Here is a 16,580-nt window from a genome sequence, read left to right on the forward strand (position 1 = left end):
CTCCTGATCGTGCCAGTTCAGCTGAGGTTGTCGATGAAATCGAAAAGCTCGCGATCATCTGCGTCGTCGAGGTTTTCGGCGTTTTCGGCCAGATCGGCCGCACTCCGGTCACTGCCTTCCAGTTGCTGTTGCAACACGGCCAGCAGGCTCGCGAGCTCCGATCGTTGCGCCGGTGAGAGTTCGGCCTCGGCGCAGCGGCGTGTCAAGGAATCGAACTCCATCGTGATCGCCGGCATCGGGTCGTTGTCCGGGGCGATTTCCCGGCGGAGGAAACCCGCCAGGGCCGCCGGGGTGGGGTAGTCGAACATGGTGGTCGCGGCGAGCCGCACACCCGCCGATGCCTCGAGCCGGTTGCGGAACTCCATAATTCCCAGCGAATCGAAACCGGTATCGCTGAACTGTTTGTCCGCGCTGATCTCCGCCGCGCTGTGGTAGCCCAGCACCGCCGCGGCCTGCGCCCGGATCACCTCCAGCAGGAGCTGCTCCTGCTCGGCCGGCGCGCGGCCGGCCAGCTGTCCGGCCAGCCCGGTCGGCGACCCGTCCGCCGGCCCTGCCGCCCGGCGCCGCGCCGGGCGGATCAGACCCCGCATCACCGCCCGCAGCTCGTCCGGCGCCCGCTCGGCCAGAACGGTCCGATCCAGTCGGGCGGCCACGGAAACGGCCCGCCCGGCCGCGAGGGCGGCGTCGAACAACGCCATACCGTCCGAATCCTCCAGAGGTATCAGTCCCTCTCGGCGCAGCCGCGCCAGATCGGTATCCGACAGCGTGCTGGTCATACCACCGCCCTGCCGCCATGGACCCCACGCCAGTGAGGTGGCGGGTAATCCACTGAGCCGTCGGTGGTGCGCCAGGCTGTCCAGGAAGACGTTCGCGGCGGCGTAGTTGGCCTGTCCCGAACTGCCGATGACCCCGGCGATCGACGAGTACAGGACGAACGCCGCGAGATCGAGATCGGCGGTGGCCTCGTGCAGATTCCACGCGGCATCTACTTTGGCCGCCAGCACCGCGCCGATCTGTTCCTCGGTCAGCTGCTCGAACACCCCATCGGCCAGCACACCCGCGGCGTGCACGACGGCGGTGAGCGGCCGGTCCGGGGGGATACTCGCCAGCACCGCGTCCACCGCCGCTCGATCGGCGGCATCACACGCCACCACCTCGACTTCCGCACCCGCGGCGACCAGTTCGTCCCGGAGTTCGACCGCGCCGGGAGCGGCCGGTCCGCGGCGGCCGGCCAGGATCAACCGCCGCACGGCGTAGGTCCGGACCAGGTGCCGGGCCAGTGCCGCCCCCAGCGCACCGGTGCCACCGGTGATGAGGACGGTCCCGTCGGTTCGTAACGGGGTGGGCACGGTGAGCACGTTCTTACCGATGTGCTGGGCCTGGCTCAGGTACCGGAAAGCATCGGGTCCGTGGCGCACATCCCAGGCGGTGAGCGGCGACGGCTCCAGTGTTCCGGCCTCGAAGAGCTCCACCAGGGTCGCCAGGATCTCCTGTAACCGGCCGGGATCGGCGTCCAGCAGGATGAAGCTCCGATACCGGACACCCGGATGTTCGGTCGCCACCTCCGCCGGATCACGACGGTCGATCATGCCCATCTCGATGAACCGGCCGCCGCGCGGCAACAGCCGCAACGACGCGTCCACGAACTCACCGGCCAGGGAATCCAGCACGATGTCCACACCCCGGCCGTCGGTGACCTCCAGGAACTTCCGCTCGAAGTCCAGCGTCCGCGAATCCCCGATCAGCTCTTCGGGGAATCCGAGTTCCCGCAGCACATCCCACTTCGGCGTACTGGCCGTGACCAGCGAGCGCAAGCCGAGATGCCGGGCCACCTGGATCGCCGCCATTCCGACCCCACCGGTCGCCGCGTGCAGCAGCAATGTCTCGCCCGGCGCGGCCGCGGCCAGGTCCACCAGCGCGTAGTAGGCGGTGGCGTACGCGATCGGCACCGAGGCCGCTCGGGCGAACGACCAGCCACGCGGTATCCGGGCGAGCAGACGGCGATCGGTCACGGCCGTCGAACCCACGCCGGTGACGAACCCGAACACGCGGTCCCCGGGGACGAATTCGGTGACGTCCGCGGCGACCTCGAGCACCACGCCGGCGCCTTCACCGCCTATCGCGGCGCTCGGGTCCGGATAGGTGCCGAGCGCGATCAGCACATCGCGGAAGTTGAGACCGACCGCGCGCATACTCACCCGAACCCGACCCGGCGCCAGTGGCGCCGCCGCGGCGGAGTTCTCGGCGACCGCGAAGTTGTCCCCGCTCAAAGTGCCCGTTCCGCGCAGTGCCAGCGACCACGCGGACGGGGTGCCGGCCATATCGACGACCAGCTCGTCGCCGGTCCGGCGCAGCCGTGGCACATGGATCGCACCCCGCCGGATCGCCAGCTGCGGCTCCTGGTGCGCCGACAACGCCGTCGCGATTCCGTGCCGGCAATCGGCCCACTCGTCGATATCGAGGAGCACCAGCCGATCCGGATACTCGCTCTGCACCGAGCGTGCCAGACCCCATACCGCCGCCGCCGGCAGATCCACCGGCTCACCCGCATGCACCGCGACCGCTCGTCGTGTCACCACCACGATCGGCACCTCCCGGGCCAGCAGACGCTTGATCCGGGCGGAAACGTCGATCACCACATCGCGGACTGTTTCCGGTAGATCACCGGCGACCACCCGCCGATCTACCCGGATCACCGCCGCGACCCGGCCGGCGCCGGTGACGATCTCACCGCTATCACCGGCGTCGGCCACGGTATCGGCGGTGGTGAGTTCCGCGGCGTGCTCCTCGCCGGCCCCGGGTACACGTACCCAGTCCAGTTCGTAACCCGCTCCCGCCGAGCGCCGGCCGGCCGGCGCGAGCGCCGCGACGGAGATCGGACGCAGTGCCAGCGTCCCGATCCGGGCCACCGGAACACCCGAGGTGTCCGCCAGCCATACCGTCACCTGACCGGAGGAAGCGCTCGCCACCGCACGCACCCGTACCGACGACGCACCCGCCGCGGTGAGGGTGACGTCCTCCCAGGAGAACGGCACGGCCACCGCACCGGCGCCCGCGGCGGGCACCAACCCACCCACGACCACCGCGTGCAACGCGGCATCCAGCAGAGCCGGGTGTATGCCGAACTCACCGGCCGGGCCCGCGGCCTCCGGCAGGGTCACCTCGGCGTACACCGCATCGTCGCCACGCCACAACGCCCGCAGGCCACGGAACGCGGGACCGTACTCGTAGCCGCGTGCGGCGAGGTCCGCGTACGCGCCACCCGTATCGACGGCCACCGCCCGCCCCGGCGGCCAGCTCATCGGCCCGGTATCACCGGCAGCGGTACTCGCGGCCGCTGAATCCGGCGCGACCGTCGCCGATACGTGCCGGATCCACCGGCCGGGCCGGTCGTCGTCCTCCGTGCCGGAGCCGCTGCCGGATCGCGAGTACACCGTCACCGTCCGCGTACCGGAATCGTCCGGCCCGCTCGCGATTCCCCGCAACTCGACCGCCGTATCGCCGGTCAGCGGCAACGGTGCCTCGACCACCAGTTCCGCCACCCGCGGACAGTCCACCGTCGTCCCGATATGCAGGACCAGGTCGACGAACGCCGCACCCGGGATCAGTGTCGTCCCGGCGACGGTGTGGTCGGCCAGCCACGGATGCCCGGCCACCGTCAACCGTCCGGTGAACACGGCCCCCTCGCTATCCGGCAGCCGCACCATCGCACCCCACAGCGGATGACCCGCCCGATCCATACCCGACTGCCGGATATCGGAGGTGGTGACCGGTGCCGGCCAGTAGCGCCGGTGCTGGAACGCATAAGTCGGCAACGACACCCGGCTCGGCGCGCGGCCCGCGAACAACGGCCGCCAATCCACCGCGACACCGGCGGTATGAGCCCACGCCAGTGCCGACAGCAACTGCGTCGGCTCGTCGGCCGAACGCCTGGCCGCCGCCACGAATATCGAACGATCCTCGATCTCGGGTGTTCCGGCGAGGCACTGCCGAGCCATCGCGCTCAGTACCGCGTCCGGCCCGATCTCGACGAATCGCCGCACCCCGAGCGAGACCGCCGTTTCCACGCCCGGCGCGAACCGCACACAGCCGCGCAGCTGGTCGACCCAATAGTCCGGATCGGTCAGCTCGGCGCCGGCCACCGAACCGGAGACATCGGACACGATGGGCACGGTGGGCCGGTGATAGGTCACCCCCTGTGCCACGCGGCGGAACTCGTCCAGCATGGGATCCATTCGCGGGGAATGGAATGCGTGGCTCACCCGCAGCCGGTTGGTCCGCACACCCCGCCGGGCCAGCTCGGCCTCGATCTCGGCGACGGCGTCGAGATCACCCGAGAGCACCACCGACGCCGGGCCGTTGACGGCCGCCACCGCCACCCGGCCGGCGGAACCGGCGACAGCCTGCACGGCGACATCCTCGGAAACAGCCACCGCCAGCATCGCGCCGCCCGCGGGCAGCGCACCCATCAATCTGCCTCGGGCCACCACCAGCGCGCAGGCGTCCGGCAGCGACCAGACACCGGCCACATACGCTGCCGCGAGCTCACCGATCGAGTGCCCGATCAGCACATCGGGCACCACCCCGAACGATTCCAGCAACCGGAAGGCCGCCACCTCGAAGGCGAACAGCGCCGGCTGGGTGAACTCGGTCCGATCGAGCAGGGCCGCATTGCCGGGGTCGAACACGATCTCTTCGAGTGATCGGCCCAGTAACGGATCGATATGCGAGCAGACCTCGTCGAAGGCGGCCGCGAAAACATCGAAGGCCGCGTACAGCCCGGCACCCATGCCGGTGCGCTGAGCGCCCTGCCCGGTGAACAGCAGCGCTGTCATGCCGGTGCCGGCCGTGGCCGTGATCGTGCCGGGCGCTCCGGCCGCGATCTCGGCCAGACCGGCCAGCAGTTCGTCGCGGTCGGCGGCGACCACCGCACCGCGCCGATCGAGCCGGGCCCGGGTGGTCGCCAGGGCCTGAGCCGTGTCCCGGAGATCGAGGTCGGCATGTTCGAGCAACCACTGCCGCAATCGCTGCGCCTGAGCTCGTAAGCCCGGCTCCGAGTTCGCCGACACCAGGAACGGCACAGCCGTGTGCGGCCGGTCGACCGGCTCGGCCGGCCGGACCCGAGCACGCGGCGCCTCCTCCAGGATGGCGTGCGCGTTGGTGCCGCTGATACCGAACGAGGACACCCCGGCGCGCCGGATCCGGCCACCGGCCGGCCACGGTGTGGCCTCGGTCAGCAGCGCCACCTTCCCGTTCGACCATTCCACGTGCGGACTGGGTTCCTCGGCGTGCAGGGTCTTGGGCAGCGTCTCGTACCGCAGGGCCTGCACCATCTTGATCACCCCGGCGACACCGGCGGCGGCCACGGCGTGCCCGATATTGGACTTGACCGTGCCGATACGCACCGGATGCGCACGATCCTGGCCATAGGCCGAGATCAGCGCGTGCGCTTCGATCGGATCCCCCAGCGTGGTGCCGGTACCGTGGGCCTCGACCGCGTCCACATCAGCGGGTTCGAGGCCGGCGTCGGCCAGCGCGGCCGCGATCACCCGTTCCTGGGACGGACCGTTCGGCGCGGTCAGCCCGTTGCTCGCGCCGTCCTGATTCACCGCGGTTCCCCGGACCACCGCCAGCACCTCGTGGCCGAGCCGCAGCGCGTCGGACAGCCGTTCCAGCACCAGCACGCCGACGCCTTCGGCGAACCCGACACCATCGGCATCGGCGGAGAACGATTTGCACCGCCCATCCGGGGACAGTCCGCGCTGCCGCGCGAAATTGATGTACAGCCAGGGGGCCGCGGCCACGGTCACCCCGCCCGCCAAAGCCAGCGAGGTGTCCCCCTCGCGCAGCGCCCGGCAGGCCTGATGCAGCGCGACCAGCGACGACGAACACGCGGTGTCCACACTGACCGCGGGCCCTTCCAATCCCAGCACATAGGACACCCGCCCGGAGACCACACTGTGCGAGGTTCCGGTGAGCCGGTAACCCTCCAGCTCCTCGGGCACCAGGTCGGCATACCCGGAGTCACATACGCCCGCGAACACACCGGTATCGCTGCCGCGCAGGGCGGTCGGGTCGATACCCGCGCTCTCGATAGCTTCCCAGGACGCTTCGAGCAGCAAACGCTGTTGCGGATCCATGGCCGACGCCTCCCGGGGGCTGATCCCGAAGAATTCCGCGTCGAACCCGCCGACGTCCGTGAGAAACCCGCCGCGCCGGGTGTAGGTCGTGCCCGGGGTATCCGGATCGGGATCGAAGAGCCGCGCCAGATCCCAATCACGATCCGCGGGGAATTCCCCGGTGGCGTCGATACCGGCCGCCAGCAGCTCCCAGAGCTCGTCCGGTGAGGAGACGCCACCCGGGAACCGGCAGCTCATCCCGACGATCGCGATCGGTTCGTCGCCGCGCCCGGGCTCTGCCTTCGCGCTCGGTGACGCGCCGGGCCCGGCAGCGCCCTCCGGGATGGCGGGCTCGATGCGGGACAGCAGCAACTCCGTTATCGCCGTCGCGGTCGGGTGGTCGAACACCAGGGTCGAGGGCAACGCCATACCGGTGGCCTTGACCAGCTGATTGCGGAATTCCATCACACTGAGCGAATCGAACCCGAGATCCTTGAAAGGCATACCCGGGGCGATCGACTCGGCGCTCTCGTGCCCGAGCACCGCCGCGGCCTGGGTCCGGACCAGTTCCAGTACGAGACGTTCCCGTTCGGCGGCCGGCCGGCCGGTCAGCCGGCCGCCGAGCGTCGACGACTCGTCCGGCCCGGCCGCCGCCCGGCGGCGGGACGGCCGCAACAGGCCACGCATGATCGAGCGGGTACCGGCCGGATCGGCTTCGGTGAGTGCCGACCGGTCGATGCGGGCTCCGACGAAGGCCGCCCGGCCACCGGCCAGGGCCGCGTCGAACAGCGCCAGACCTTCCTCGGTGCCCAGGGGCGGGAAACCGTCTCGCCGCAGCCGGGCGATATCGGCCGCACCCAGACCGGTGGTCATACCGGTGCCGTCCTGCCACAGCCCCCACGCCACCGAGGTAGCCGCGAGACCCATGACCTGCCGGTACTGGGCCAATGCGTCGAGGAAGGTATTGGCCGCCGCGTAGTTCGCCTGGCCCGGATTGCCGATCACGCCCGCGATCGAGGAATAGAGCACGAAGGCCGACAGATCCATGGACCGGGTCGCCTCGTGCAGGTTCCACGCCGCGTCGACCTTCGGCCGCAACACCTCGGCGATCCGCTCGGGTGTCATGGTGTCGAGCAGGCCGTCGGCCAGTACGCCGGCGGCGTGCACGACGGCGGTCAGCGGATGCCGGTCCGGTATCGCGGCCAGTACCGCCTCCAGCGCGGCTCGATCCGCCACGTCACAGGCGACGATATCCACCCGGGCGCCGAGAGCGGTCAGCTCGGCCCGCAATTCACCGGCACCGGGGGCGTCGGCTCCCCGACGACTGGTCAGCACCAGGCTGCGGATGCCGTACTCGGTGATCAGATGCCGCGCCAGTGCCGCGCCCAGTCCACCGGTTCCCCCGGTGATCAGCACCGTCCCGTCCGCTCGCAACGGTGTGGGCACGGTGAGCACATTCTTGCCGATGTGCCGGGCCTGGCTCATGTACCGGAAGGTCTCCGGCGCGCGCCGGACATCCCATGCCGTGGTCTGCGAGGGGGTCAGGGCACCCGACTCGAAGAGACCGACGACGGTGCCGAGGATCTCCCGCAACCGATCCGGGTGCACATCCAGGAGCACGAAGTGGCGGTACTCCACTCCGGGGTATTCGGCGGCGACCTGAACCGGGTCGCGCTGGTCGAGGAGCCCCATCTCGATGAAGCGGCCACCACGGGGCAGCAACCGCAGGGACGCGTCCACGAACTCGCGGGCCAGCGAGTCCAGCACGATATCCACGCCGCGCCCGTCGGTGACTTCGCGGAATTTCCGCTCGAAATCCAGCGTCCGCGAATCCGCGATCTCGTGGTCGGCGAAGCCGAGTTCACGCAGCACGTTCCACTTCGACTCACCGGCGGTGACCAGCAGCCGCAATCCGAGGTGCCGGGCCAACTGGATGGTCGCCAGACCGACGCCGCCGGTGGCGGCATGCAGGAGCAATGTTTCGCCGGGTGCGGCGCCGGCGAGGTCGACCAGGCCGTAGTAGGCCGTCGCGTAGACGACCGGAACGGCGGCGGCCTGTACGAAGGACCAGCCGTCCGGAATCGGGACGAGCAGCCGCCGGTCGGTCACCGAGACCGAGCCGGCACCGGAGGTGAACCCGAACACCCGGTCGCCGGGCGCGAATTCGGTCACGTCGGGGGCCACCTCGAGTACGACACCCGCGCCTTCCACGCAGAAGGTCGCGTTGATCGATCGCGATCCGGCGTCCGGATTCGTCACCATGCCCAGCGCGATCAGCGCATCCCGGAAATTCACCCCGACGGCACGTAACGCCACCCGCACCCGACCCGGTTCCAGGGCCCGCTGCGCCGGTGTCTCGGTGAGCACGAGATTATCGCCGGCCAGGGTGCCTTTCCCCAGGTGCGTCATCGCCCAGTCCGGGGCCCCCACGAGCTCCGCGGCGCCCACGATATCGCCGATGCCGGCGCTCAGCCGCGGCGCGTACCAGGTGCCGCGTCGCAGCGCCAGCTGTGGTTCGGTATCCCTGGCCACCGCCAGCGCCACCGCGCGGCGGTACCGCGACCGATCGTCGATATCGACGACGACGATGCGGTCCGGGCGCTCGGACTGCGCGACCCGCACCGTGCCCCATACCGGGGCCTGCGCGATATCGACCGGCTCGCCCGGGTGGACGGCCACCGCGCGGTGGGTCACCACCACAACCGGTTCGTCCCGGCTCAGCAGCCGCTGGAGCCGCTCGGTCAGGGCGGTCACGGTATCGCGCACATTCCGGGGGACGTCGCCACCGGTCGCGTCGTCGAGCCGCAGCACCGCGACGGTCCGGCCGGCGATGGTCGCGGTTTCCCCGATCTCGGCCGGCTCCCAGGTAGCGGTGTCACCGGGCGCGTCTTCCTCTTCGGGCAGCGCGACCCACTCGACCCGATAACCCGTATCGGTTCGCCGCCGGGTGGCGGACAGCGCGTCGATGGACAGGGACCGCATCGTCAGGGCGCCCACTTCGGCAACGGTCGCTCCGGAACCGTCGGCGAGGGTTACCGCGACCCGGCCGGAACCCGGATCGGTGGCCGCGACCCGGACCCGCAGAGTGGACGCACCGGTCGCATACAGCTCGAGATCTTCCCAGGCGAACGGCACGGCGATCTGTCCGAGCCCGGTCTCGGGAAGAAGCCCACTCACCAGGATCGGATGCAACGCGGCGTCCAGCAGAGCGGGATGCAGATCGAACTCGTCGCCGCCGGCACCCGCCGGTAGCTCCACCTCCGCGAACACCTCGTCCGCTCGCCGCCATACGGCCCGCAAACCACGGAACACCGGCCCGTACTCATAACCCTGCTCGGCCAGATCCCGATAGGCGTCGCCGATCGCCAGCGCCGCCGCATCGACCGGCGGCCATACCCGCAGGCCCGGATCCGGTGGCCGGACAGTGGATCGATGGACGAGGGTGGCCACCGCATGGCGCACCCAGGCCGGTGTCTGCTCGAAACCATCGGATGCCGGGCGACCCGGATCGTCGCCCGGCCGCGTACGTGAATAGATCGAGACGCTGCGGGCACCGGATTCATCCCGCTCCCCGGCCACCACCGCCCGCAACTCGACGGAATCGGTGACCGGCAGCGGCAACGGCGTCTCGATCACCAATTCGGACACCCGCGGGGACCCGAGTGCCGCGCCGATACGCAGCACCAATTCGGCGAATGCCGCCCCGGGCAGCAAAACCACACCCGCCACCGCGTGATCGGTCATCCACGACTGCCCCGACCGTGACAACCGGCCGGTGAAAACCACCTCACCGGAATGGGGCATCTGCACCATCGCACCCAGCAAGGGGTGTCCCGGGTCATCCAGGCCCGACTGCCACACATCCACCGCCGCCACCGGCTCCAGCCAGTACCGCTGACGATCGAACGCATATGTCGGCAAGGGCGTCCGGCCCACCGCACGACCAGCGAACAGCGGCCCCCAATCCACCTCCACCCCCGCGATCCGCGCGGCTCCCAGTGCCGTCACGAACGTGGCCGCCTCCTCGGCCGAACGCCGTGAGGACGCCACCACCACCGACTCGGCTTCCGGCTCCGGGCGTTCGGCCAAGCATTCGCGGATCATCGCGGTCAGCGCGGCATCCGGACCGACCTCGACGAATCGGCGAACGCCGGAGTCGATCAACGTATCCACCCCCGGTGCGAACCGCACACAGCTGCGCACATGCCTCACCCAGTACTCCGGATCGCATACCTGCTCACCGATCCGCGTACCCGATACATTCGACACGATGGGGATCGCCGGCGACCGATACGTCAACCCCCGCGCCACCGCCCGGTACTCGTCCAGGATCGGCTCCATCAACACCGAATGCGATGCGTGCGATATCCGCAGCAGCGAATTCTTGTGCCCTGCCTCGGTCAACCGCGCCCGGATCTCGGCGACCGCCTCGGCATACCCGGAGAACACCACCGAATTCGGCCCGTTGATCGTACCGATCGACACCCGGTCGCCGTAACCGTCCAGCCACCGCTCGGCCTCGGTCTCCGATACCGCCGCCGCCAGCATCGCACCACCCGACGGCGCCGAACCCATCAACCGGCCACGGGCGGCCACCAGCACACACGCATCCGGCAACGACCACACCCCGGCTACATACGCCGCGGCGAGCTCACCCAGCGAATGCCCGGCCACCACATCCGGCACCACACCGAACGATTCCAGCAACCGGAACATCGCCACCTCGAACGCGAACAGCGCCGGCTGCATCCATTCCATCCGGTCCAGCAACCCGTCGGGATCGGTGAACATCACCGTCCGCAACGATCCCCCCAGATGCCGGTCCAGTTCCGCGCACACCTCGTCCAACGCCGCCGCGAACACCGGGAAGGCCCGGGACAAACCCGCACCCATACCCACGCGCTGGGCACCACCACCGGTGAAGAGAAACGCGGTATCACCCGCCCGCGCACCGCCCTCGACGACCGCCGGCGATACCGACCCGGACGCCAGCGCCGCCAGCCCCGTGAGCAACTCGTCCCGGTCCGCGCCGACCACCACCGCCCGGTGCTCGAGCCACCCCCGGCTCTCGATCAGCGAATACCCGACGCCGGCCATATCCAGATCAGGGTGCTCGATCAGCCACTGCCGCAACCGGTCAGCCTGCCCGCGCAAGCCCGCTTCCGACTTACCCGACAACAACAACGGCACCACCCCGCCACCAGCGGCGGCACCACCGACCCCGGCCGCACCGCTCGCCGGCGCATCCGCCGGGAGCGCGGGCGCTTCCTCCAGGATCACGTGCGCATTGGTGCCACTGATGCCGAACGAGGACACACCCGCGCGACGGATACGATCACCGGCCGGCCACGGCTCGGCCTCGGTCAGCAACCGGACCGAACCGGCCGACCAATCCACATGCGGGCTCGGCGGATCGGCGTACAGGGATTTCGGCAGGGTCTCGTGGCGCAGGGCCGCCACCATCTTGATCACGCCGCCGATACCGGCGGCGGCGACCGCGTGCCCGATATTCGATTTCAGCGATCCGATCCGGAGCGCGGACTCCCGCTCGGATCCATAGGCGGCGATCAGTGCCTGTGCCTCGATCGGATCGCCCAGCGCCGTACCGGTGCCGTGCGCCTCGACCGCGTCCACCTGTGCCGGGCTCAGCCCGGCATTCGCCAATGCCGAGGCGATCACCCGTTCCTGTGAGGGGCCGTTCGGCGCGCTCAGTCCATTGCTCGCGCCGTCCTGGTTGATCGCGCTGCCCCGTACGACCGCCAGCACCGGATGACCGAGCCGCCGGGCATCGGAGAGCCGCTCGACCGCCAGCACCCCGGCGCCCTCCGCCCAGGTGACACCGTCGGCGGCGGCGGAAAACGGTTTACAGCGCCCGTCGGCGGCCAGTCCTCGCTGGCGGGAGAAGTCGACGAACAGGTCCGGGCTCGCCGCGACGGTGACCCCACCGGTCAGGGCCAGCGACACCTCCCCCTGCCGCAGTGCCTGACAGGCGAGATGCAGCGCGACCAGCGACGAGGAACACGCGGTATCGACGGTGACGGCCGGACCTTCCAGACCGAGAACGTAGGCGACCCGCCCGGACACCACACTGTGCGAATTACCGGTCAGCCGGAATCCCTCGTATTCACCGGTTACTCCGGGCGAGTATCCGGACGACCCGGCACCGATGTAGACGCCGGTGTCGGTACGACGCAACGTGGCCGGATCGATCCCCGCGTTCTCCAGGGCCTCCCAGCACACTTCCAGGATCAACCGCTGTTGTGGATCCATCGCCGCCGCTTCGCGGGGCGCGATCCCGAAGAAGGCGGCGTCGAAGGCCGCCACATCCTCGAGGAAACCGCCCTCCCGGGTGTACACGGTGCCCGGCTTGTCCGGATCGGCATCGAAGAGGCGGTCCAGGTCCCAGCCACGATCCACCGGAAAGGGGGTGACCGCGTCGATGCCGCCGGCCACCAGGTCCCACAGATCGTCGATCGAGCGCACGCCACCGGGGAAACGGCAACCGATCCCGACGATGGCGATCGGTTCCTCCGTGCGGTCGCGGCGCGCCGGCCGCGGCGTATCGTCCTCGAGGCCTTCCAGCCGGGAACGGACCAGCCGGGTGACCGCGGTCGGTGTGGGGTGGTCGAAGATCAGCGTCATCGGCAGGTCGACGCCGGTGGCGCGGGCCAATCGATGCCGTAACTCGATTCCGCTCATCGAATTGAAGCCGAAGGCGGTGAACGGCAGGTCGGGGTCGATCGCGTCCGCCGACTCGTGGCCGAGTACTGCCGCCGCTTGTTCGGCGACGACCGCGAGCACCAGTGCCTGCCGCTGCCGCTCGGGCGTGGCGCCGAGCCGCTCGGCGAAGGACCCGGCCACCACGGTCCGCCGTTCACGTACCGGGCGTGCCCGGTGCGCCGCTACGGCCGTGGTATCCGGCGTGGGCCCCGCGGACTCGATCAGCAACGACTCGACGGTGAGCAGCGGGCGACCGTTCTCGGTGGTCGCGGTGAGGCGGGCGGTACCTGTTCCGCCACGTTCGATCCGGACGCGCGCGGCCGCCGCACCACGGTGATACAGGCGGATACCGCGTAGTGACACCGTGATCGGTATCGCCGGGTCGGCGGAGCCGGTGGGGTAGGAGTCCAGCGCGGGATGCAGCATGGCATCGAGGAGAGCGGGGTGGACCGGGAAACGCCCGGCTCCCTCGGCCAGGCTCTCGTCGAGCGAAACCTCGGCGAAGTACTCGTCGTCCCGGCCCCAGGCGGCGGTGACGCCCTGGAAAGCCACACCGTAGTCGATGCCACGGGCGGACAGCCGGTCGTAGAGTTCTCCGGCGGAGTCGCGGTCGGCCGCGGGAGGCCGGTCACCGATCGCCACTTCGGTGAAGTCCGCCGCGTCCGGGGCCGGGGCGAGCACGCCGGACGCGCACCGTGCCCATACCGGCGCGTTGCTCTCGTCGCCGGTGCCGGTATCGGTACCGGGCCGCGCGTGCACGGTGAACGAGCACTGCCCGTGGTCGTCCGCGGCCGACACACTCACCTGCAGGTCCAGCACCCCGGCGGCGGGTAACGGTGGGTGGACCCGCAATTCGGACACCGTTTCGGCACCGACCCGGGCGCCGGCCGCCAAGGCGATATCGACCCAGACCGCGCCGGGTACCACGGCCGTTCCGGCGAGCACATGGTCGGCGAGCCAAGGATGGGTACGGGTCGTCAACCGGCCGGTGAACAGCCAACCGCCGGTACCCGCGAGCGGTGTCGCCGCGCCGAGGATCGGATGGTCGGGCCGAACCAGCCCGTACGCGCGCACATCGCCCGCCCCACCGGTGGTATCCGGTGTCCAGCACTGCCGCCGTTGGAATGCATAGGTGGGCAGGTCCACCGGGGTGGTGCGGGGAGCGAGCGTTTCGGCCGGCACCTCGATGCCCACGCAGTGCGCCCGCGCCAGCGCGGCGGCGAACTGCTCCGCACCGCCACGGTCGCGTTCGAGCGTGCTCAGTACGGCCACCCGCTCGGACAGTCCCAACGCCCCGGCAGTGAGTTCGATCGCCGTGGTCAGCACCGGATGGGGGCTGACTTCGACGAACGCGTTCGTTCCGGCGTCCATCAGGTGGTGTACCGATTCGGCGAACCGGACCTGCCGGCGCAGACCGCGATACCAGTACTCGGCATCCAGGCCGGCGGTGTCCAGATAGCCGCCCGTTACGGTCGAGAAGAACGGGATCGAGCCCGAAGCGGGCCGGATCGGCTCCAGTTCGGCCAGCACTCGGTCCCGGATCCGTTCGACCGCGGCCGAATGCGAGGCGTAGTCCACCGGGATCCGCTTCGCCCACACTCCTTCGGCCGCGCATTCGTCGAGGAACTCTCCGATCGCGTCCGCATCACCGGATACGACCGTCTGGCCCGGACCGTTCTCGGCGGCGACCGACAATCGAGCACCGAATGCGCGCAGCCGATCGGCGACAGCGTCCGCGGCCAGGCCGACCGCCGCCATACCGCCGGATCCGGCGAGCACCCGGGCCACCGCCCGTGAGCGCAACGCCACCACTCGGGCGCCGTCCGCCGTCGACAGACCGCCGGCCACTACCGCCGCCGCGATCTCACCCTGCGAATGTCCCAGCACCGCGGCCGGCCGGACACCCCGCGCCTGCCACGATCGCGCCAGCGACACCATGACCGCGAACAGCGCCGGTTGCACCACATCCACCCGGTCCAGTCCGGCGGCACCCGGTACGGCCCGCAGCACCTCGGTCAACGACCAGTCCACGAACGGCGCCAGGGCCGCTTCGCATTCGGCGATGGACGCGGCGAACACCCGGTCGGCGTCCAGTAACCGGGCGCCCATCCCCACCCATTGGCTGCCCTGGCCCGGGAAGACGAACACCACCCGACGGGTCGCGGCCCGCTCGGGTAGGACCACCCCCGGGCCGGAATCGGGTGCCGGGTCGATCAGCCCGGCCAGCCCGTTCGACAGGGTGGCGATATCCTCGCCGACCACGGCCGCGCGCCATTCCAGCCGCGTGCGGGAGCGGGCCAGCGACGAGGCCACCGCCGCGGCTTCGAGGCCGGGATGCTCGCCGAGCCATTCCCGTAACCGAGCGGCCTGCGCACCCAGCGCCTGCGGACTACGCGCGGACAGGACCCAGGTGAGTGGCTGCCCGGGTGCGGTATCCGGATCGGTGGAATCCGTCCCTGCCGCCCCGGCGGGAACTCCTTCCAGGATCACGTGCGCGTTGGTGCCCCCCATACCGAACGACGAGACGGCGGCCCGGCGCACCGGCCCGGCCGGCCAGGGCCGGTTCCCGGTCACCACGCTCAGGCCCAGCTCGTCGAGCGGGATCCGGGGATTGGGCGTGTGGAAGTTCAAGCTGGGCACCAGCTCGCCGTACCGCACACACAGTGCGGTCTTGATCAATCCGGCGATCCCGGCCGCACCCTCCAGGTGCCCGATATTGGTTTTGACCGAGCCGACGGCCAGCCGCCGCCCGGCCGGCCGGTGGGCGCCGTAGGTATCGCCCAGAGCGGCCGCCTCCACCGGATCGCCCGCAGGGGTGCCGGTTCCGTGGAGCTCCACGTAGTCCACCGACTCCGGCTCGACTCCGGCGGTTGCCAGCGCGGCCCGGATGACCGCCGCCTGGGTGGCCGGACTGGGCGCGCTCAGCACCTGCCGATCGTTGCCGTTGTTGACCGAACTGCCCCGGATCACCGCGTAGACCCGGCGACCGTTCGCCACCGCTCGGTGCAGTGGCTCGAGCACGACGATGCCCCCGCCCTCACCGCGGACGGTTCCGTCGGCGTTCGCATCGAAGGTGTGACACTTTCCCGACGGTGAATGGGCGCCGAATCGTTCGTAGCGCTCGCCGCTGAGCGGCGACAGGATGAGGTTGACACCACCGGCCAGCGCGAGCTCGCAATCACCGCGGCGGATCGCTTCGACGGCCAGGTGCACCGCCACCAGAGACGAGGATTGACCACTGTCGACCACCAGGCTCGGCCCGGTGAACCGGTAGTGATTCGAGATCCGGTTGGCCGCCACACCCCGGCCCACCGCCCACAGCGAATGCCGGTCGATACCGGCTCTTCCTCGCGCGGCCACGATTTCGGCGAAGTCGGTGCCCGTACTCCCGAGGAACACACCGGTAGCGGATCCGGCCGGAGCGCCGAAACCCGCGTCCTCCAGCGCTTCCCAGCTCAGTTCCAGACCGAGCAGCTGCTGGGGGTCGATAGTGCGGGCCTCGTTGGGGGGTACGCCGAAGAAGTCCGCATCGTAGCGGGTCGCGGTATCCAGGAACCCCGCGATTTCGTCGATTCCCGGACGGTCCGCCCCGGCAGTGCCGATCGCCTCCCGGCCCTCGCGCAGCAGTCGCCAGAAGGCATGGAGATCGGGGGCACCGGGCATGCGGCACGACATCCCGACAACAGCGATATCGTTCGCCGATTCGATCATGGAAATTCCCGTCCAACCAGGTGAATACTG

Annotated in this window: 1 protein-coding gene; it reads right to left on the bottom strand. The window is 70.3% G+C overall.

The annotated features are described in order from the left end of the window. Positions 1-17: 17 nt before the first annotated feature. Positions 18-16,550 (bottom strand): type I polyketide synthase, encoded by a 16,533-nt coding sequence (locus ACYR7D_RS18970; RefSeq protein ID WP_459545864.1) that lies wholly within the window; start codon positions 16,548-16,550, stop codon positions 18-20. Between the last annotated feature and the right edge of the window lie 30 nt (positions 16,551-16,580).

This window comes from Nocardia sp. X0981 (assembly GCF_977089955.1).

Coding starts and splice junctions, on each gene's coding strand:
- ACYR7D_RS18970 (WP_459545864.1), bottom strand. CDS start 16,550: ATGATCGAATCGGCGAACGATATCGCTGTTGTCGGGATGTCGTGCCGC.